Here is a 19,701-nt window from a genome sequence, read left to right as displayed (position 1 = left end):
GCGCAGGCACAGGCCGCCACCCTGGCTTCTCAGCCCGCGCCGCCGGCCTCGTCCAGGATGGACTGCGCCAGCAGCGCGATCGGCTTGTCGACCATCTTGCCGTCCACGGTGATGGCACCCAGCGGCCCCGCGGCCAATGCCGCGACCACGCGGCGCGCCCAGGCCACCTCGGCCTCGGTCGGCGCGAAGCCGGCGTGCACGCCGGCCACCTGCTTCGGATGGATGCACAGCTTGGCACCGAAGCCGAAGCGGCGCGAACGGCGCACGTCGGACTCCAGCTGCGCCGCGTCGTCGATCGCCACCGACACGCCGTCGATCGGCGCGCGGATGCCCGCCAGCCGCGACACCAGCACCAGCTGCGTGCGCACGCCGTTCATCTCCTCGCCCTCGCCCTGGATGCCGGAGTCGGACATGAAGTCCACCGAGCCGAAGGCCAGGCGCAGCACGCGCGGCACGCGCGCGATGGCCTGGGCCTCGAACCAGCCGGCCACGGTCTCCACCAGCGGAATCAGCCACTGGTCCTCGCGCAGCCGGCCGGCCAGCTGCGCCAGGCCCTGGGCGTCCTGCGCCTTGGGCACCATCAGGCCGCGCAGCATGGGCGCGTCCAGCAGGCTGCAGTCCTCGGCGTGCCAGGGCGTGTCGGCCGGGTTGATGCGCACCCAGACCGGCGTCTTCGCCTGCGCCAGCCATTGGCGCACGGCCTCGCGCGCCTGCGGCTTGCGCTCGGGCTGCACGGCGTCCTCCAGGTCCAGGATCACGCCGTGGGCGCCGCTGGCCAGGGCCTTGTCGAAACGCTCGGGCCGGTCGCCGGGCACGAACAGATAGCTGCGTTCTTGCATCGATGAGTCTCCTTGGTCGAAAAAACTTCAGCCGCGGCCGGCACCCGCCGCGCGCGCAGCAGCAGCACGACGCAGCACAGCGCCGTCGGCACGGCCATTGCGGGATAGCCCGCGCGGTGGCTCTGGAACAGGCTCGAGAGGCCACCGAGCATCGGCAGTCCCAGTACCACGCCGAAAAAGGTGAAGACGAGCGTACCACCGGTGGCCGCGCCGGCCATTCCCCGGGGCACCTGGCGTGCCACCTCGGCCAGGTCCACGCCGTTCCAACCCACCGCCGAGGCACCGACCACCACCACCGGCACCGGCACCAGCGCCGGTGGCAGGCCGGCCACCAGTACCACCGGTCGCCCGCTGCTGGCTGCCAGCATCGCAGCCAGCACCGCCCCCATGCGGCGCGCGTCCAGCATGCGGGCGGCCACCCAGCCCCAGAGGATGCGGCCGACCACGCCGCCGAGCGGCGCGACCGACAGCACCAGCCCGGCTTCGTCCAATCCGTAGGCCAGCCTCTCGTGCAGAGAGATCGCGAGGTAAGTCGTCAGCGACAGCCGCACCAGAACGCATGGACCGCAGGGACAGCTGGATTGACCCGCGCAGCACCGCATGTGCACACTGCGGGGCCGCACCGACGCGGACCGGCGCGGCCGGAACCACCCCACAGGACACTTCATAGGACAGAGATGCGAGAACGTCATGCCATCGCGGCCATCGGCCATTCGCCGCAGGAAAGGCGGCGCCTGCACGAGGACGGTGGCGCCGGCGCCGCCCGCCGCCCTGCATGAGCGCGCCGCCAGACACCCCGGTCGTGCTGCTGTTGCCGGGCCTGCTGTGCGACGAAGCCGTCTGGCGCGCCCAGCGCGCAGCGCTGGCCGGAACCGAATGCGTGGTGCCACGCTACGGCTTGGCCGGCTCCATCGGCGAGATGGCGCGCATCGCGCTGTCGGCCACCGACGCGCCGCGCCTGGCGGTCGCCGGCCATTCGATGGGCGGGCGCGTCGCGCTGGAGATGGCCCGCATCGCGCCCGAACGGATCCAGCGCGTGGCGCTGCTCGACACGGGTATGGATCCCCTGGCCGCCGGGGAGGCCGGCGCCCGGGAGGTCGCCGGGCGCCAGGCACTGCTGCAGACGGCGCGCAGCCGGGGCATGCGCGCCATGGGCCTGGAATGGGCGCGCGGCATGGTCCACCCCGACCACCTGGACACGCCGGTGTTCGCGGACATCCTGGCCATGATCGAACGCCGGACCCCGGACGAGTTCGCGGCGCAGATCGATGCGCTCGTCCTCCGGCCGAACGCGCGCGGAGTGCTGGCCGCCCTGCGCTGCCCGACGCTGCTGGCTTGCGGCCGGCAGGACCTCTGGAGCCCGCTGGCGCGCCACGAGGAAATGCAGCGGCTGTGCCCGGCGGCGCGGCTGTGCGTGATCGAGCACAGCGGCCACATGACCACGATGGAGCAGCCGGCGGCCGTCTCGGCGCTGCTGCGCGAATGGCTGTCCGGCTGAGCCCGGCGGCCGTGCGCCGGCAGGCCCGCCGCCCCCAGGTGCATTCGCCGCCATCGCCTGGGTCTGCCGCCCTCCGCGCTTCGCCCTCCGCGCTGCGCCCTCTGCGCTTCACCCTCTGCGCTTCACCCGCCGCGTTTCACCCTCGACGCCTCGCCCGCTGCGCTCATCCGCCGCGTTCAAATCCGACCAGGTCCGCCCCACCATGCAACTGCAGGACGTTCTGTATACCCAGGGATTCGGCACGCGCCGGGTCTGCGCCGGCCTGATCCAGCAGGGCCACGTGGCCGTCCACGACGGCACCGGCGGCCTGCAGCCCTGCACCGACCCGGCGCGCGAGTTCGCGCCGCAGGGCCTGCGCCTGCGGGTCCAGGGGCAGGACTGGGAATACTTCGAGAAGGCCTACGTGCTGCTGCACAAGCCCGCCGGCACCGAATGCTCGCACCGGCCCTCTGCCCATCCCAGCGTCTACACGCTGCTGCCGGCGCCGCTGCGCCAGCGCCCGCAGCGCGGCGCGCTGCAGGGCGTGCAGGCGGTCGGCCGGCTGGACCAGGACACGACCGGCATGCTGCTGCTGAGCGACGACGGCCAGTTCATCCACCGCATGACCTCGCCGCGCAAGGAGGTGCCCAAGGTCTACGAGGTCGCCGTGCGCCATCCGCTGGACGACCGGCAGCTCGACGCGCTGCGGCGTGGCGTGGTGCTGAACGACGACCCGCGGCCCGTGGCGACGGCAGCGGCCGAGGTCGTCGATGCCGACGGCCCGGCGCTGCACCTGCGGCTGACGCTGACCAGCGGCAAGTACCATCAGGTCAAGCGCATGCTGGCGGCGGTCGGCAACCGGGTCGAGGCCCTGCACCGCTCGCGCATCGGCGCGCTGGCGCTGCCGGAAGGCCTGGCGCCCGGCCAGTGGTGCTGGCTGAGGGCGCCGGATCTGGCGGCGCTCGCGGCCGCCTCCTGACCGGCGGCCGCGGGGCGGCGGCGGGCGGCGGATGGGCACGGCTACACTTGCGCGCTTGTTCTGAAGGGCATCGTGAAGTTGTCGTCGTCGCTCCGAGGCCGGTTCTTCGCCGCGCTGCTTGCCGCCTCGCTCCCGCTTTCCGTGTACGCGCAGCGCCCGCCGGTCTTCGTGCTGAACTCCCTGGATGCCTCGGTCAGCGTGATCGATCCGGCCTCCTGGCAGGAGGTGAACCGCATCACCACGGGCAAGGAGCCGCACCACCTGTACCTGACGCCCGACGAGAAGTCGCTGATCGTCGCGAATGCGCTGGGCAATTCGCTGACCTTCATCGATCCGCGCACGGCCGAGGTGCAGCGCGTGGTGCGCGACATCGTCGACCCCTACCACCTGCGCTTCTCGCCCGACATGCGCTGGCTGGTGACCGCCGCCAACCGCCTCGACCACATCGACCTGTACCGCTGGAACGGGCAGGACCTGCAGCTGGTGCGGCGCGTGCCGACCGGCAAGACGCCCAGCCACCTGTGGATCGACCGTCGCAGCACCACGGTGTATTCGTCGATGCAGGACAGCAACGAGCTCGTCGCGCTGGACCTGGCGACGCAGAGCGTGCGCTGGCGCGTGCGCACCGGCGAGATGCCGGCCGACGTCTTCGGCACGCCGGACGACCGGCACCTGCTGGTCGGGCTGACCGGCAGCGACAGCGTGCAGGTGTTCGACGTCTCCGGCAAGGAACCGCGTGCCGTCAAGCTCATCAAAACCGGCAATGGCGCCCACGCCTTCCGCAGTGCCGGGGACGGGCGCCACGTCTTCGTCAGCAACCGCGTGGCCAACACCATCAGCAAGATCGACCTGCAGAGCCTCGACGTCGTGGCCACCTACCCGGCGCCGGGCGGGCCCGACTGCATGGAACTGTCGGCCGACGGGCGGCTGCTGTATTTCACGTCGCGCTGGGCCCGCAAGCTCAGCGTACTCGACCTGCAGAGCGGGCAACTCCTGCAGGTCAAGGTCGGTCGGTCGCCGCACGGCGTCTGGACGCTGGACCATGCCGCGCGCTGATGCCCGCGCCCCGTTCGCCCGCACTGCGCTGGCACTCGGCCTGCTGGTCGCCGCCGCCGGCAGCGCGGCGGCGACCTGCCCCCGCCCGCTGTACCTGACCTTCGACACCGGCCACATGGGCGTGGCGCCGCTGGTGGCCGAGGTGCTGCGCCGGCAGGACGTGCGCGTGACCTTCTTCGCCGCCAACGAGGCCACGCAGCAGGGCGACGGCAGCCTGGGAGGCGCCTGGGCGCCCTGGTGGCGCGAACGCGCCCGCGAGGGCCATGACTTCGCCTCCCATACCTTCGACCACGTGTACTGGAGCGCCGACGTCGCGCCGGCGCGCGACGGCTCGCCACGCTTCCGCGTGCGCGCCTCGGCCGGCCCGCACGTGGGCCAGACCCGGCTGTTCAGTGCCGCGCAGTACTGCGAGGAGATCGCCCGCTCGGCCCGGCGGCTCGAGGAGATCACCGGCCAGCCCGCCCTGCCGCTGTTCCGTGCGCCCGGCGGCCGCACCTCGCCAGCGCTGCTGGCCGCCGCGCGCGCCTGCGGCTATGCGCACGTGGGCTGGGCGCCGGCCGGCTTCCTGGGCGACGAACTGCCGAGCGAGCGCTATCCCAACGCCGAGCTGCTGGCCAAGGCCCTGCGCGACATCCGCCCCGGCCAGATCCTGATGGCCCACCTGGGCATCTGGTCGCGCAAGGACCCGTGGGCGCCGGCCGTGCTCGAACCGCTGATCGAGGGACTCAAGGCCAAGGGCTTCTGCTTCGCGACGCTGCGCGAGCACCCCGAGTTCGCCAAGTGGATCGCGGCGCACAAGGACGAGCTGCCGTGGAGCCGCTGACCGACCTGTTCGGCGCCGCCCAGCAGTGGCTGTTCGAGACCGTGGTGCAGCCGCTGGTGTTCGCCGCGGGGCTGGGCGGCTGGGTGGAGGACGCCTTCGTCGGCACCGGCTGGCTGCTGGTGGGCCTGGTGCAGATCGCCGTGATGCTGCTGGTGATCGGCCCGCTGCAGCGGCTGCGGCCGGTCGAGCCGGTGCGCGACCGCGCCGCCATCCGCACCGACATCCTGTACACGCTGGTGCACCGGCTGGGCCTGTTCCGGCTGGCGCTGTTCTTCACGCTGGAGCCCTGGACGGACAGCCTGTTCGGCTGGCTGCGCGTGGCCGGCCTGCCGGCCTGGCAGCTGGACGACCTGTGGCCGGGCGTGACCGACGTGCCCTGGGTCAGCCTGCTGCTGTACCTGGTGCTGTTCGATTTCGTGGACTACTGGATCCACCGCGGCCAGCACGGCATGCGCTGGTGGTGGAGCCTGCACGCGCTGCACCACTCGCAGCGCCAGATGACGATGTGGAGCGACAACCGCAACCATCTGCTGGACGACCTGCTGCGCGACGCGATCCTGGTCGTGGTGGCGCAGCTGGTCGGCGTCGGGCCGGGGCAGTTCGTCGCCATCGTCGCGCTGACGCAGCTGTCCGAGAACTTCCACCATGCCAACCTGCGGCTGTGGTTCGGCCGCGTCGGCGAGCGGCTGTGGGTCAGCCCGCGCTTCCACCGGCGGCACCACGGCATCGGCATCGGCCACGAGGCGCAGCAGGCGCGACGTCGCCGCGCCGCCGGGCCACTCCAAGGCGCAGCAGCCCCCTCGGCGGGCAGCGCGGCACACGACGTGGCAAGCGTGGGGGCCAACCGTCTCGGCGGCGTGAATTTCGGCGTGCTGCTGCCCTGGTGGGACATGCTGTTCGGCACGGCCGACTTCACGCTGCGCTACGACCCGACCGGCATCCGCGACCAGGTCGAACCGGGCCCGCGCGGCCTGCGCGACTACGGCCGCGGCTTCTGGTCCCAGCAGTGGCGCGGGCTGCTGCGCTTGTTCGGGCGGGCCTGACGCGCCAGCCCGCGGGAGTATCCTCAAGCCATGCGTTTGCTGCTTGATTCCTTCTGGCGCGCGGCGGCCTACTGCCTGCATCCGCGCGTGATCGCGCTGTCCATCCTGCCGCTGGTGCTCATGGCCGTGCTGGCGCTGGGGCTGGGCTATTTCTTCTGGGAATCCACGATCGCCTGGACGCGCGCCTGGCTGAGCGGCTGGCCCTGGTTCGGCACCGTCATGGGCTGGCTGCAGGGCTGGGGCCTGGGCGAGGTCCAGACGCTGATCGCGCCGCTGCTGGTGGTGGCGCTGGTCACGCCGGTGGTGGTGGTGCTGTCGCTGCTGCTGGTGGCCTCGCTGGTCACGCCCTCGGTCGTGTCGCTGGTCGGCGAACGGCGCTTCCCGCACCTGGACAAGCGCCGTGGCGGCTCCTTCGCCGGCAGCCTGTTCGGCGCGCTCTGGGCCACGGTGGTGGCGCTGGCGGTGCTGGTGCTGTCGATCCCGCTGTGGCTGGTACCACCGCTGGTGCTGGTGCTGCCGCCGCTGATCTGGGGCTGGCTGACCTACCGCGTGATGTCCTACGACGTGCTGGCCGAGCATGCCAGCAAGCCCGAGCGCGTGGCCCTGATGCGCGAGCACCGCGTGATGCTGCTGGTGCTGGGCGTGCTGACCGGCTACCTGGGCGCCGCGCCGGCGCTGGTCTGGGCCTGGGGCGCGCTGGCCATCGTGCTGGCACCGGTGCTGGTGCCGCTGGCGATCTGGCTGTACACGCTGGTGTTCGCATTCTCGGCGCTGTGGTTCACCCACTACGCACTGGCGGCGCTGCAGGCCATGCGCATGGCGGAAGCCGCCGACGTGCGGGCCGTCGAGCCGCCCGCCTCCGCCCCGGCGACCGAGCTGCTGGTGGAGCAGGGCCCGGCCGGTTCCCCCTCCTCCACCTCCGCCTATGTCCCTCTGCCTCCCCCCTGAAGTACCGCCCCGGGCCATCGGCCTGGTCATCATCGGCGACGAGATCCTGTCCGGCAAGCGCGCCGACAAGCACCTGGCCAAGGTCATCGAGCTGCTCGCCGCGCGCGGCCTGCAGCTGGCCTATGCCGACTACGTCGGCGACGTGCCCGAACGCATCACCGCCACGCTGGAGCGCGCCTTCGGCAGCGGCGACCTGGTGTTCAGCTGCGGCGGCATCGGCGCCACGCCCGACGACCACACCCGCCAGTGCGCCGGCCGCGCGCTGGGCCGCCCGCTGGTGCTGCATCCCGAGGCCGAGGCGCTGATCCGCGAGCGCATGCGCGACGTGGCGCGCGAGCAGGGCCTGCCCTACGAGCCCGAGCGGCCGGACAACCTGCACCGGCTGAACATGGGCGTGTTCCCCGAGGGGGCCGCCATCATCCCCAACCCCTACAACAAGATCCCGGGCTTCAGCCTGGGCCACGTGCACTTCGTGCCCGGCTTCCCGGTCATGGCCTGGCCGATGATCGAATGGGTGCTGGACACCCGCTACCGGGCCTTGTTCGCCCAGGCAGCCTGGGCCGAACGCTCGGTCATCGTCTACGGCGCCATGGAATCCGCGCTGGTGCCGCTGATGGAAGCCATCGAGCGCGAGCATCCCGGCGTGCTGGTGTTCAGCCTGCCCAGCGTCGACCACCCGGAGCACGGCCACCACATCGAGCTCGGCGTGAAGGGCGCCGCTGCGGCCGTCGCGCCCGCCTATGCGGAACTGCTCGCCGGCCTGCGCGCGCACGGCCTGCCGCTCGGCCCCGAACTGGTGCGTTGAGCGTGCATCGATCTGGTGCGCAACCAGGATCGCACCATTGATGTGCGGAATCGTCCGCCTGAGCAGTAGGATGCGCGGTCTGCCGCCCGTGGAGCCGCAACGCCATGCGATCGGATTTGCCGTTTTTGGTGCGTCGGTCCGTGGCATGGAAACTGCATCCGCATCGCCGTCTTTCTTGTAGACCCCAAACCAACCCCAGGAGCTTTTGATGGCCAAGACCGTCGCAGACGTGATGAAGATGGTGAAGGAGAACGAAGTCAAGTTCGTCGACTTCCGGTTCACCGATACCCGTGGCAAGGAGCAGCACGTCACCGTCCCCGTGTCGCATTTCGACGAAGACAAGTTCACCTCCGGTCACGCGTTCGACGGTTCCTCGGTCGCCGGTTGGAAGGGCATCGAAGCCTCGGACATGCAGCTCATGCCCGACCCGAACACCGCCAACATCGACCCCTTCTTCGAAGAGACCACGCTGTTCCTGCAGTGCGACGTGATCGAGCCGGGCGACGGCAAGGCCTACGACCGCGACCCGCGCTCCATCGCCAAGCGCGCCGAGGCCTACCTGAAGGCCTCCGGCCTGGGCGACACCGCCTACTTCGGGCCGGAACCCGAATTCTTCATCTTCGACGGCGTGCGCTGGAGCAACGAGCCCGGCCGCGTGTTCAGCGAGATCGAGGAATACGAAGCCCCCTGGAACAGCGGCGCCAAGCTGGAGGGCGGCAACCGCGGCCACCGGCCCACGGTCAAGGGCGGCTACTTCCCGGTGCCCCCGGTCGACAGCACGCAGGACATGCGCGCCGAGATGTCCCTGATCCTGGAAAGCCTGGGCGTTCCGGTCGAGGTGTTCCACCACGAAGTGGCCGGCGCCGGCCAGAACGAGATCGGCACCAAGTTCTCCACGCTGGTCGAGCGCGCCGACTGGACCCAGGTGCTGAAGTACGTGGTCTGGAACGTCGCCAACAGCTACGGCAAGACGGCCACCTTCATGCCCAAGCCCTACGCCGGCGACAACGGCTCGGGCATGCACGTGCACCAGTCCATCTGGAAGGACGGCAAGAACCTGTTCGCCGGCGACGGCTACGCCGGCCTGTCGGACTTCGCGCTGTTCTACATCGGCGGCATCATCAAGCACGCCCGCGCGCTGAACGCCATCACCAACCCCGGCACCAACAGCTACAAGCGCCTGGTGCCCGGCTTCGAGGCCCCGGTGAAGCTGGCCTACTCGGCCAAGAACCGCTCGGCGTCGATCCGCATCCCCTACGTGGCCAACCCCAAAGGCCGCCGCATCGAGGCGCGCTTCCCGGACCCCTCGTCCAACCCCTACCTGTGCTTCTCGGCCCTGATGATGGCCGGCCTGGACGGCGTGGAGAACAAGATCCACCCGGGCGAGGCCGCCACCAAGGACCTCTACCACCTGCCGCCGGAAGAGGACAAGCTGGTCCCCACCGTCTGCCACAGCCTGGACCAGGCCCTGGAGTACCTGGACAAGGACCGCGCGTTCCTGACCAAGGGCGGCGTGTTCAGCGACTCCATGCTGGACGCCTACATCGACCTCAAGATGACCGAGGTGACGCGCTTCCGCATGGCGCCGCACCCGGTCGAGTTCGACATGTACTACTCGCTGTGATGCCCTGCACCGGCCTGCTGCAGCATGGCAGCGGGCCGGCCGGTCGCAGCAAAGGACGGCCCGGCCGTCCTTTTTTACTGGGGGCGGCACGGTACCATTGGCCGCGCCTCCAACCCGAACGCGATCCCTGCAGACGCATGAAGCACGCCCTCGTCCTCGCCCTTGCCGCTGCCGTGCCCATCGCCGGCGCCCGGGCCCAGGTCTACCGCTGCGGCAACGAATACACCAACAGCATCCGCGACGCGCGCGAGGCGCAGCAGCGCGGCTGCAAGCTGGTGGAGGGCGGCAACGTCACCGTGATCGAGGCGCCCAAGGCGCGGCCGGCACCGGCGCCGGTGCGCGCGCCGGCGGCCGGTGCCGCGCCGCGTGCGGAAGATCCGGCGCAGCGCGCACGCGACGGCGAGGCGCGCCGTATCCTCGAAGCCGAGCTGAAGAAGGCCGAGGCCCGGCGTGCCGAACTGCTGAAGGACTACAACAACGGCGAGCCCGAGAAGATCGGCATCGAGTCCCGCAACTACCAGCGCTACCTGGACCGCGTGGCCGAGATGAAGGCATCCATCGACCGCGTCGAGAGCGACATCGCCGGCATCAAGCGCGAGATCGCGCGGCTGCCGCCCGCACAGTGAAGCGCGCTTCTCCGCTCGCGCGCGCGGCATCCGCCCCGGCCGCGCGCTTCCACGCCTTCGACCTGCTGGCCACGCTGGTCGCGGTGCTGCGCATCGACGGCGTGGTGCTGTTCGCCAACGCGGCGCTGGAGGACGCGCTGGGCTTTTCGCGCCGCAGCATCGAAGGCTCGCAGTTCCCCGAGTTCTTCACCCAGCCCTACCTGCTGCAGAACGCGCTCGAAGGCGCCGGCGGCAACGAATTCGCGGCGCTGCGCTATGACGCCTGGCTCAAGCGCGCCACCTACGAGCCGCTGCCGGTGCATGTGGTCGTGGCACCGGCCGAGCAGGAAGGCGAGGTCATCATCGAGCTGCTGCCGCTGGAGCAGCAGGCGCGGCAGGACCGCGAGGAGCGGCTCATCGACCAGGCCCAGGCCAACAAGGAACTGATCCGCAACCTGGCGCACGAGATCAAGAACCCGCTGGGCGGCATCCGTGGGGCGGCGCAGCTGCTGGAGATGGAGATCGACTCGCGCGACCTGATCGAGTACACCCAGGTCATCATCCACGAAGCCGACCGGCTGCAGAGCCTGGTCGACCGCCTGCTCGCGCCGCACCGCCGGCCGCACGTGGTGGGCGACGTCAACATCCACGAGGTCTGCGAGCGCGTGCGTTCGCTGATCATGGCCGAGTTCCCGCGCGGCCTGCGGGTGGTGCGCGACTACGACACCTCGATCCCCGAGTTCCGCGGCGACCGCGAGCAACTGATCCAGGCCGTGCTGAACATCGTGCACAACGCGGCCCAGGCGCTGGCCGACCGCATGGCCGCCGGCGACGCCGAGATCGTGCTGCGCACGCGCATCGCGCGGCAGATCACCTTCGGCAAGCAGCGCTACCGACTGGCACTGGAATTGCATGTCATCGACAACGGACCGGGGGTCCCGGAGTCGATCAAGAGTCGCATCTTCTACCCGCTGGTATCGGGTCGCGACGGCGGATCGGGGCTGGGGCTCACACTGGCGCAGACCTTCGTGCAGCAGCACCATGGCCTGATCGAGTGCGAGAGCATCCCCGGCCGAACCGATTTCAAGATACTGATTCCGCTGCCGTGAGGCTCCGTGTCCGGCGCTGCGGCGGGATCACCCCGAGGTGACGAGGACGATGAAGCCGATCTGGATCCTAGACGACGACCAATCCATCCGCTTCGTGCTGGAGAAGGCACTGCTGCGCGAGAACCTGCCCACGCGCAGCTTCACCAACCCGCGCGAAGTGCTGGCCGCGCTGGAAGCCGCCGGCGACGACGAGGGCCCCCAGATCCTGGTCAGCGACATCCGCATGCCCGGCGGCTCGGGCCTTGACCTGCTGGCCAAGGTCAAGGAGCTGCAGCCCGGCCTGCCGGTCATCATCATGACCGCCTTCTCCGACCTGGACAGCGCGGTCTCCGCGTTCCAGGGCGGCGCCTTCGAATACCTGCCCAAGCCCTTCGACCTGCCCAAGGCCGTCGAGCTGATCCGCCGCGCGGTGGACGAGAGCCAGCGCGAGGAAGTCGCCGAGGAGCGCATGTCCGCCGCGCCCGAGATGCTGGGCCAGGCCCCGGCCATGCAGGACGTGTTCCGCGCCATCGGCCGGCTGAGCCAGAGCAACGTCACGGTCATGATCACCGGCGAATCCGGCTCGGGCAAGGAGCTGGTGGCGCGCGCGCTGCACAAGCATTCGCCGCGCGCGGGCGGCCCCTTCGTCGCGATCAACACCGCCGCGATCCCCAAGGATCTGCTGGAGTCCGAGCTGTTCGGCCACGAGCGGGGCGCCTTCACCGGCGCGCAGACCATGCGGCGCGGCCGCTTCGAGCAGGCCGAAGGCGGCACGCTGTTCCTCGACGAGATCGGCGACATGCCGTTCGACCTGCAGACGCGGCTGCTGCGCGTGCTGTCCGACGGGCACTTCTACCGCGTCGGCGGCCACAACGCAGTGAAGGCCCACGTGCGCGTGATCGCCGCCACGCACCAGGACCTGGAGCAGCGCGTGCGCGAGGGCGTGTTCCGTGAGGACCTGTTCCACCGCCTGAACGTGATCCGGCTGCGGCTGCCACCGCTGCGCGAGCGCAAGGAAGACATCCCGATGCTCACGCGCCACTTCCTGCAGCAGAGCGCGGCCCAGCTCGGCGTGGAGCCCAAGCGCATCTCCGACGCGGCGCTGGCCCAGCTCGGCCAGTTCAACTTCCCCGGCAACGTGCGCCAGCTGGAGAATGTGTGCCATTGGCTCACGGTGATGGCGCCGGCCCAGGTGATCGAAGCCAAGGATCTGCCGCCCGAGGTCCTGGGCGCCGGCAGCGCGCCATCGCCGGCCGCCCCTGGCGTGCCCCGGACGGCCGCGCCGGCGGAAACGCCCATGGCGGCTGCGGCCGCCGCCGTGGACGATCCGCACGAGCCGCCGCTGCCACTGGCGGAACCGGCGGCAGCGCCGGCCGCCGCCGGCTGGGAGCGCGGCCTGGAGGCCGAGGCGCTGGAGCTGCTGGCCGCCGACCGCCACGACGTGTGGGACGTGCTGACGCGCCGCTTCGAATCCAAGCTGATCCTGACCGCGCTACACAACACGCGCGGGCGCCGCATCGAGGCCGCGCAGAAGCTCGGCATCGGCCGCAACACCATCACGCGCAAGATCCAGGAGCTCGGCCTGGAGTGAGAAGGTGTGGACGGGCCGTTCACACCTTCTCAGCGTCAGAGTTCGAGGATGACCGGCGCGTGGTCGCTGGGCTTTGCCCACTTGCGCGGCGTCCGGTCGATCACGCAGCCCCGCACCCGCGGCTTCAGCGCCTCGCTGACCAGGATGTGGTCGATGCGCAGGCCGCGGTTCTTCTGGTAGCCCAGCATGCGGTAGTCCCACCAGCTGTAGCTCTTGGGCGGCTGCTCGAACATGCGGAAGCTGTCGGTCAGGCCCAGCGCCAGCAGCGCGCGGAAATGGGCGCGCTCCTGCTCGGTGTGGTGGATGGTGCCGGCCAGGCCCACGGGGTCGTAGGAATCCCGGTCCTCCGGCGCGATGTTGAAGTCGCCCAGCAGCACCAGCTCCGGATGCGCGGCCAGTTCGGCGCGCAGGTAGTTCTGCAGGCCGTCCAGCCAGTTCATCTTGTAGACGAACTTGTCTGAGTCCGGCGCCTGGCCGTTGACGAAATAGCCGTTGACCACGCGCAGCGGCCCCTCAGGCCCGTCCACCGTGGCCGCCAGCACCCGCGCATGCTCGTCGTCGAAGCCGACGATGTTCTTCACCACGTCGCGCACCGGCGTACGGCTCAGGACGGCCACGCCGTTGTAGGTCTTCTGGCCGAACACGGCGGCCGCATACCCCGCCTCGCCCAGCGCGTCGAACGGGAACTTGTCGTCGGTGAGCTTGAGCTCCTGCAGGCACAGCACGTCCACCGGATTGGTGGCGAGCCAAGCCAGCACGTGCTGCAAGCGGGCGGTGAGGGAATTGACGTTCCAGGTGGCGATCTTCATCGCTCGAAATTCTAGGGAGGGACGGGCACCGGCGCCCGCCCACTCCTGCCCCGGCACACGCACCGGGCGGCGGCGGTCCAAAAAACGACCGCGGCGCGCCGAAGCGCGCCGCGTGTCCTGGACCGACGTTTGGGCTTCACCACGCGGAAGCACCTGCCTGCAACCCAGCGCGCAAGGCGGCCTGCATGTCGCTGGGCAGACTGGGACACGCCCTTGAACCACGCCAGGGCCGCCGTTCCGCCAGTGCACGGGGAACCGGCGTTGCGCGGCGGCAGACTGTGGCGAGGACTCGGTGACCTGAAGGACCACCTCGGTTCCACCTTCGACGAGTGCGGCAGAGGACGAGAGCTTGACAACAGGCCCGCGTCCACGGACTTCGATCGCCACGACCCTCGTGAAATCGCCCGGCTGCTCGGCCAACTGCGCGCGGACCGCAGGTGGCGTGAGCTCAGGGACACGACGCAACTCGGTGCGCGCGAAACAGCCAGACTGGACCAGGAAGTCCGCGAGGCCCGTGCCGGCGGCTTGCTCGCGGGCGGCAACATCCTTCTGATCGTGGCGCCAGTGCGGGCCCAAACGACGAGTGCGACCGCCGAGCGGTCGCACACGGGTGCCTGGGGCGAAGGCCGGAACGCGACCGTTGTGCTTGCGCAACCGACCAGCAGGGCAAGGACGGCGGTTTCGGCAAGAGCCCGTACGGGGCTCGTGCCGTGGCTTCCACGGGCCGCCGAACTTGGCGATCAGTGGGCGGCCGGCGCCGCGCCCTTGCGGCCGGCGGCGATCTTGCCGAGCACCAGCACCAGCAGCGCACCGGCCACGCTGGCGCCGTACTTGACCACGTCGGTCTGCGGCAGCTTGAGCATCCACTTCCACTGGTCGGTGTCGGCCACGGCCGGGTCGGTGACCAGCATGCCGCCGGCGATCCAGCCCAGCAGCATGCCGCCGGCGGTGATGATGACGGGGTAGCGTTCCATCAGCTTGATGACCATCTGGCTGCCCCAGACGATGATCGGGATGGAGATCAGCAGGCCCAGGATCACCAGCAGCAGCGAGTGGTCGCCGGCGTTCTGCGCGGCGCCGGCGATGGCGATCACGTTGTCCACGCTCATGACCAGGTCGGCCACGATGATGGTCTTGACGGCGGCGAGCAGCTTGTCGCTGCCCTGGATGTCGCCGTGGCCCTCCTCGTCCGGCGCTAGCAGCTTCACGCCGATCCAGACCAGCAGCAGCGCGCCGACGAACTTCAGGAACGGGATGTTCAGCAGCGTCATCGCGAACGCGATCAGGATCACGCGCAGCACGATGGCGCCGATGGTGCCGAAGATGATGCCTTTCTTGCGCTGCGCCGGCGGCAGCTTGCGGCAGGCCAGCGCGATCACGACCGCGTTGTCGCCGCCGAGCAGGATGTCGATGATGATGATCTGCCCGAGGGCGATCCAGAAGGCGGAAGAAAACAGAAAGTCCATGGTTCCTCGTGCGTTGTCGTGGTAGGCGGCGCAGCCGATTCGGCCGCTGGCTGCAGCCGGGCACCCACGCCGCCCCTCCCCGGGCAGCGGCACCACCGGTCATCCTCTGCGATCGCATGGGCCGCGGCGGCAAAAACCCCTCGATCTGTAGGCCGATGGCGCGCCGGCGCCGCCGTCCGGGCGACCGCGGTCAGGCGCCGCCGATCGCGCCGTCCACCACGGCCTGCGCCTCGGCGAAGATGCGCTGCAGGTGCGCCTCGCCGTGCCGGCTCTCGGCGTAGATCTTGTAGACGTTCTCGGTGCCCGAGGGCCGCGCCGCGAACCAGCCGCCCGCGGTGCTGACCTTGATGCCGCCGATGGCCGCGCCGTTGCCCGGCGCGTGGCTCTGCACGCTGACGATGGGCTCGCCGGCCAGTTCGGCCGAGCCGATCTGCTCCGGCGCCAGCTTGGCGAGCGCCTTCTTCTGCGCCGGCGTGGCCGGCGCGTCGCGGCGGCTGAACACCGGGTTGCCGAAGTCGGCCGCCAGCAGCGCGTACAGTGCGCCGGGGTCGCGCCCGCTGCGGGCCGTGATCTCGGCCGACAGCAGCGCGGCGGCGATGCCGTCCTTGTCCGTGGTCCAGACCGTGCCGTCGCGGCGCAGGAAGCTGGCGCCGGCGCTCTCCTCGCCGCCGAAGCCCAGCGAGCCGTCGAACAGCCCGTCGGCGAACCACTTGAAGCCGACCGGCACCTCGTGCAGCCGCCGGCCCAGGCGCGCGGCCACGCCGTCGATCACGCTGGTGGAGACGATGGTCTTGCCGACGGCGGCCTGCGCGCTCCACTGCGGCCGGTGGCGGAACAGGTAGTCGATGCAGACGGCCAGGTAGTGGTTGGGCGGCAGCAGGCCGGCCGAGGGCGTGACGATGCCGTGGCGGTCGTGGTCGGTGTCGCAGGCGAAGGCCACGTCGAAGCGGTCCTTCATCGCCAGCAGCGACTGCATGGCGTGCGGCGACGAGGGGTCCATGCGGATCTGGCCGTCCCAGTCCAGCGTCATGAACGCGAAGCGCGGGTCGATGCGCTCGCTGACCACGGTCAGGTCCAGGCCGTAGCGCTCGGCGATGGCGGCCCAGTAGTGCACGCCGGCGCCGCCCAGCGGGTCCACGCCCAGGCGCAGGCCGCTGCCGCGGATCGCCTCCATGTCGAGCACGCTGGCCAGGTCGGCCACGTAGTGGTGCAGGAAATCGTGGCGGTGCGTGGTGGCCGCGTCCAGCGCGGCGCGCAGCGGCATGGTGCGCACGCCGGCCAGGCGGTGGTCGAGGTAGCGGTTGGCCGCGGCCTCGATCGGGCCGGTGATCTCGCCGCCGGCCGGGCCACCGTTCGGCGGGTTGTACTTGAAGCCGCCGTCGCGCGGCGGGTTGTGCGAGGGCGTGACCAGGATGCCATCGGCCAGCGCGCCGGTGCGGCCCCGGTTGTGGACCAGGATCGCGTGCGAGACGGCCGGCGTGGGCGTGGGCTCGTCGTTCGCCGACAGCATCACCTCCACGCCGTTGGCGGCCAGCACCTGCATGGCGCTGTGCACGGCCGGCGCCGACAACGCATGGGTGTCGGCGCCCAGGAACAGCGGCCCGGTGATGCCCTGCGCCCGGCGGTGGTCGCAGATCGCCTGCGTGATCGCCAGCACGTGCCAGTCGTTGAACGAGCGGTCCAGCGCGGAGCCGCGGTGGCCCGAGGTGCCGAAAGCCACGCGCTGGGCGGGCACGGACGGGTCGGGCCGGTCGTCGGCATAGGCGGCGCGCAGCGCGGCCAGGTCGATCAGCGTGTCGGCCGGCGCCAGCTGGCCGGCCAGGGGATGCAGGTGGGCGCTCATGGGGATCCTCTCGGTGTGCGCGGGCAGCATAGCAAGCGCCGGGCCGGCCGCGGCGCCCGGTTCGGCCGGAGGGCCGGCGGGTTTGTACACTGCGCGCCCATGCCTGAAGAATCCATGGTCCATGGTTCCGGGGCGGTCCTCAAGAGCCTTCCCGCCGTCGATCGCCTGCTGCGCCTGCCCGGCGTGGCGCCGCTGGTGGAGCGCCACGGCCACACGCTGGTGGCCGGCCAGGCGCGCGAACTGGTCGCCGGGCTGCGCCGGCAGGCCCAGGCCGGCGCGCTAAACGCCGCGGCGCTGGAGCCGCGGGCGCTGGCCGACGCGCTCGCCGGGCGCATCGCCGCCCGCCTGGCGCCGCGCATGCGGCCGGTGCTGAACCTCACCGGCACCGTGGTCCACACCAACCTGGGCCGCGCACTGCTGGCCGCGCCGGCCCTGGAGCACCTGGCGGCCGTGATGGCCGGGCCGAACAACCTCGAATACGACCTCGCCGGCGGCGGCCGCGGCGACCGCGACACCATCGTCGAGGAGCTGCTGACCACGATCACCGGCGCCGAGGCCGCCACCGTCGTCAACAACAACGCCGCCGCCGTACTGCTGACGATCGCGGCGCTGGCGCGCGGCCGCGAGGTGGTGGTCTCGCGCGGCGAGCTGGTGGAGATCGGCGGCGCCTTCCGCATGCCCGACGTGATGGCCGCGGCCGGCGCCACGCTGGTCGAGGTCGGCACCACCAACCGCACGCACCCGGCCGACTACGAGCGCGCGATCAACGAGCGGACCGCGCTGGTCATGAAGGTGCACACCAGCAACTACGCGGTGCAGGGCTTCACCTCCGCCGTCGACGAGGCCACCCTGGCCGGCATCTGCCGCGCCCGCGGCGTGCCGCTGGCCACCGACCTGGGCAGCGGCTCGCTGGTCGACCTCGCGCGCTACGGCCTGCCGCGCGAGCCGCTGCCGCAGGAGATGCTGGCCGCCGGCTGCGACGTCGTGACCTTCAGCGGCGACAAGCTGCTGGGCGGCCCGCAGGCCGGCCTGATCGTCGGCCGCAAGGCGCTGGTCGCGCAGATCCGCAAGCATCCGATGAAGCGCGCGCTGCGCATGGGCAAGCTGCCGCTGTCGGCGCTGGAGGCCACGCTGCTGCTGTACCTGCAGCCCGAGCGGCTGGCGCGCGACCTGCCCACGCTGCGGCTGCTGACGCGCCCGGCCGCGGCCATCCACGCGCTGGCCGAAGGGCTCGCGCCCGCCGTGCAGGCGGCCGTGGCGCCGCGCTACACCGTGCAGGTGGCCGCGATGCAGGGCCAGATCGGCTCGGGCTCGCTGCCAGTGGAGCGGCTGCCGTCGGCCGGCCTGGCCATCGCAACGGCCGCCAAGCACGGCAGCGGCCGCGCGCTGGATGCCCTGGCCGCCGCCCTGCGGGCGCTGCCGCTGCCGGTGATCGGCCGCATCGCCGACGACCGGCTGCTGCTGGACCTGCGCTGCCTGGAAGACCCGGCCCCGTTCACCGCCCAGCTCGGGCAACTGCAGCGACAGCTTTCTCCGGACGCCGGGAGCGCCTCCCCCCATCGACCCTCCACCACGGACCTGCCATGAATCCGCTCGCATCCCTCGAAGACATCGTCGTCCAGTCGGTCGACCCGCTGGCGCTGCGCACCGACGCCGAAAGCCGCTTCCCGCGCGAGGCCATCGACGCGCTCGGCGCGGCCGGCCTGCTCGGCCTGGTCTCGGCCGGCGCCGTCGGCGGCCAGGGCGGTGGCCTGGCCGATGCCGCGCGCGTGGTGCAGCGGCTGGCGCAGTCCTGCGGCTCCACCGCCATGGTGGTGGCCATGCACTACTGCGCAACCGCGGTGATCGAGCAGTTCGGCAGCGAGGCCGCGCGCCGCGCCATCGCCGGCGGCCGGCACCTGAGCACGCTGGCCTTCTCCGAGGCCGAGTCGCGCAGCCACTTCTGGGCGCCGGCCGGCACCGCGCGCGCCGAGGGCGGCGCGGTCGTGCTCGACGCGCGCAAGAGCTGGGTCACCTCGGCCTTCGAGGCCGACAGCTACGTCTGGTCCAGCAAGCCGCTGGCGGCCGACGGCGCCAGCACGCTGTGGCTGGTGGACGCGCGCAGCGCCGGCCTGTCGCAGCCAGGCCGCTTCGACGGCCTGGGACTGCGCGGCAACAGTTCCACGCCGGTGACCGCGCAGGCCACACGCATCGCGGCCGACGCGCGGCTGGGCGCGGACGGCCAGGGCTTCGACATCATGATGGGCACGGTGCTGCCCTGGTTCTCGGTGCTGAACGCGGCCTGCTCCGCCGGCCTGATGGAAGGCGCGCTGGCCCGCGCGACCGGCCACGTGGCGCAGACCCGCCACCAGCACCTGGGCACCTCGCTGGCCGACCTGCCGACCATCCGCGCCTACCTGGCGCGCGGGCGCATCCGCACCGACATGGTCCAGGCGCTGCTGCAGGACACGCTGGGCGCCATCGCCGCCGGCCGGCCCGACACCCTGCTGCGCGTGCTGGAGGTCAAGGCCGCCGCGGCCGAGGCGGCGCTGGAGGTCACCGACCTGGCGATGCGCGTGTGCGGCGGCGCCGCCTTCCGCAAGGAGGCCGGCATCGAGCGCCTGTTCCGCGACGCCCGCGCCGCCCACGTGATGGCGCCGACCACCGACGTGCTGTACGACTTCATCGGCAAGGCCGTCACCGGCCTGCCGCTGTTCTGAGGAAGA

The 19,701-nt window shown here is 71.5% G+C and carries 18 protein-coding genes; 13 read left to right on the top strand and 5 right to left on the bottom strand.

Features of this window, described 5'->3' with window-relative positions:
• Positions 1-29: 29 nt before the first annotated feature.
• Together QM782_RS13850 and QM782_RS13845 are read right to left on the bottom strand one after the other, a co-directional pair.
• Positions 30-839 carry an HpcH/HpaI aldolase/citrate lyase family protein gene (locus tag QM782_RS13850; RefSeq protein WP_415203482.1) on the bottom strand — a complete coding sequence of 270 codons (810 nt, stop codon included), beginning with the start codon at positions 837-839 and terminating at the stop codon, positions 30-32.
• Positions 755-1,390, bottom strand: coding sequence for a hypothetical protein (locus QM782_RS13845; protein ID WP_415203481.1), 636 nt, complete (start codon positions 1,388-1,390; stop codon positions 755-757). Before QM782_RS13845 ends, QM782_RS13850 begins: the two co-directional genes overlap by 85 nt.
• Positions 1,391-1,614: 224 nt before the next feature.
• On the opposite strand from QM782_RS13845, the gene QM782_RS13840 reads away from it, so the two are divergent.
• The 11 genes from QM782_RS13840 (at position 1,615) to ntrC (ending at position 12,878) form a co-directional block, all read left to right on the top strand.
• On the top strand, positions 1,615-2,337 hold the full coding sequence (locus QM782_RS13840; protein WP_415203480.1) for an alpha/beta fold hydrolase: 723 nt from the start codon (positions 1,615-1,617) through the stop codon (positions 2,335-2,337).
• A gap of 202 nt (positions 2,338-2,539) precedes the next feature.
• Positions 2,540-3,295 (top strand): pseudouridine synthase, encoded by a 756-nt coding sequence (locus QM782_RS13835; RefSeq protein WP_415203479.1) that lies wholly within the window; start codon positions 2,540-2,542, stop codon positions 3,293-3,295.
• Positions 3,296-3,436: 141 nt separating this feature from the next.
• Positions 3,437-4,351, top strand: coding sequence for a YncE family protein (locus tag QM782_RS13830; protein ID WP_415203478.1), 915 nt, complete (start codon positions 3,437-3,439; stop codon positions 4,349-4,351).
• A complete protein-coding gene (locus QM782_RS13825) occupies positions 4,338-5,174 on the top strand; it encodes a polysaccharide deacetylase family protein (protein ID WP_415203477.1) in 837 nt (278 codons plus the stop codon). The genes QM782_RS13830 and QM782_RS13825 overlap by 14 nt, the downstream gene beginning before the upstream one ends.
• Positions 5,162-6,217: a sterol desaturase family protein gene (locus QM782_RS13820; protein WP_415203476.1), complete on the top strand. Its 1,056-nt coding sequence runs from the start codon at positions 5,162-5,164 to the stop codon at positions 6,215-6,217. Before QM782_RS13825 ends, QM782_RS13820 begins: the two co-directional genes overlap by 13 nt.
• A gap of 30 nt (positions 6,218-6,247) precedes the next feature.
• The gene (locus QM782_RS13815; protein ID WP_415203475.1) at positions 6,248-7,165 is read left to right on the top strand and encodes an EI24 domain-containing protein; all 918 of its coding nucleotides are present in this window, start codon (positions 6,248-6,250) and stop codon (positions 7,163-7,165) included.
• A complete protein-coding gene (locus QM782_RS13810; protein WP_415203474.1) occupies positions 7,143-7,970 on the top strand; it encodes a competence/damage-inducible protein A in 828 nt (275 codons plus the stop codon). The genes QM782_RS13815 and QM782_RS13810 overlap by 23 nt, the downstream gene beginning before the upstream one ends.
• Positions 7,971-8,178: 208 nt before the next feature.
• Entirely contained in the window at positions 8,179-9,594 is a 1,416-nt protein-coding gene (gene glnA, locus QM782_RS13805; RefSeq protein ID WP_415203473.1) for a type I glutamate--ammonia ligase, read from the top strand.
• A 137-nt stretch (positions 9,595-9,731) separates the two neighbouring features.
• On the top strand, positions 9,732-10,220 hold the full coding sequence (locus QM782_RS13800) for a hypothetical protein (RefSeq protein ID WP_415203472.1): 489 nt from the start codon (positions 9,732-9,734) through the stop codon (positions 10,218-10,220).
• 65 nt (positions 10,221-10,285) lie between these two features.
• Entirely contained in the window at positions 10,286-11,308 is a 1,023-nt protein-coding gene (gene glnL / locus QM782_RS13795; RefSeq protein WP_415205650.1) for a nitrogen regulation protein NR(II), read from the top strand.
• Positions 11,309-11,357: 49 nt separating this feature from the next.
• The gene (gene ntrC / locus QM782_RS13790) at positions 11,358-12,878 is read left to right on the top strand and encodes a nitrogen regulation protein NR(I) (RefSeq protein WP_415203471.1); all 1,521 of its coding nucleotides are present in this window, start codon (positions 11,358-11,360) and stop codon (positions 12,876-12,878) included.
• 35 nt (positions 12,879-12,913) lie between these two features.
• Here ntrC and xth read toward each other — a convergent pair whose 3' ends face one another.
• From xth to pgm, 3 genes are all read right to left on the bottom strand, one after another.
• A complete protein-coding gene (xth, locus tag QM782_RS13785) occupies positions 12,914-13,687 on the bottom strand; it encodes an exodeoxyribonuclease III (protein WP_415203470.1) in 774 nt (257 codons plus the stop codon).
• Between the two features lie 740 nt (positions 13,688-14,427).
• Positions 14,428-15,153: a TerC family protein gene (locus QM782_RS13780; protein WP_415203469.1), complete on the bottom strand. Its 726-nt coding sequence runs from the start codon at positions 15,151-15,153 to the stop codon at positions 14,428-14,430.
• 190 nt (positions 15,154-15,343) lie between these two features.
• On the bottom strand, positions 15,344-16,996 hold the full coding sequence (gene pgm / locus QM782_RS13775) for a phosphoglucomutase (alpha-D-glucose-1,6-bisphosphate-dependent) (protein WP_415203468.1): 1,653 nt from the start codon (positions 16,994-16,996) through the stop codon (positions 15,344-15,346).
• 99 nt (positions 16,997-17,095) lie between these two features.
• Between pgm and selA the strand changes: the two genes are divergently transcribed.
• Positions 17,096-18,583: an L-seryl-tRNA(Sec) selenium transferase gene (selA, locus tag QM782_RS13770; RefSeq protein WP_415203467.1), complete on the top strand. Its 1,488-nt coding sequence runs from the start codon at positions 17,096-17,098 to the stop codon at positions 18,581-18,583.
• Positions 18,580-19,695 carry an acyl-CoA dehydrogenase family protein gene (locus QM782_RS13765; RefSeq protein ID WP_415203466.1) on the top strand — a complete coding sequence of 372 codons (1,116 nt, stop codon included), beginning with the start codon at positions 18,580-18,582 and terminating at the stop codon, positions 19,693-19,695. Before selA ends, QM782_RS13765 begins: the two co-directional genes overlap by 4 nt.
• The last annotated feature ends 6 nt before the right edge of the window (positions 19,696-19,701 follow it).

This window comes from Pseudorhodoferax sp., assembly GCF_047601025.1.
Taxonomy (GTDB): domain Bacteria; phylum Pseudomonadota; class Gammaproteobacteria; order Burkholderiales; family Burkholderiaceae_C; genus Pseudorhodoferax.
This window is presented reverse-complemented; position numbering and strand designations above follow the sequence as displayed.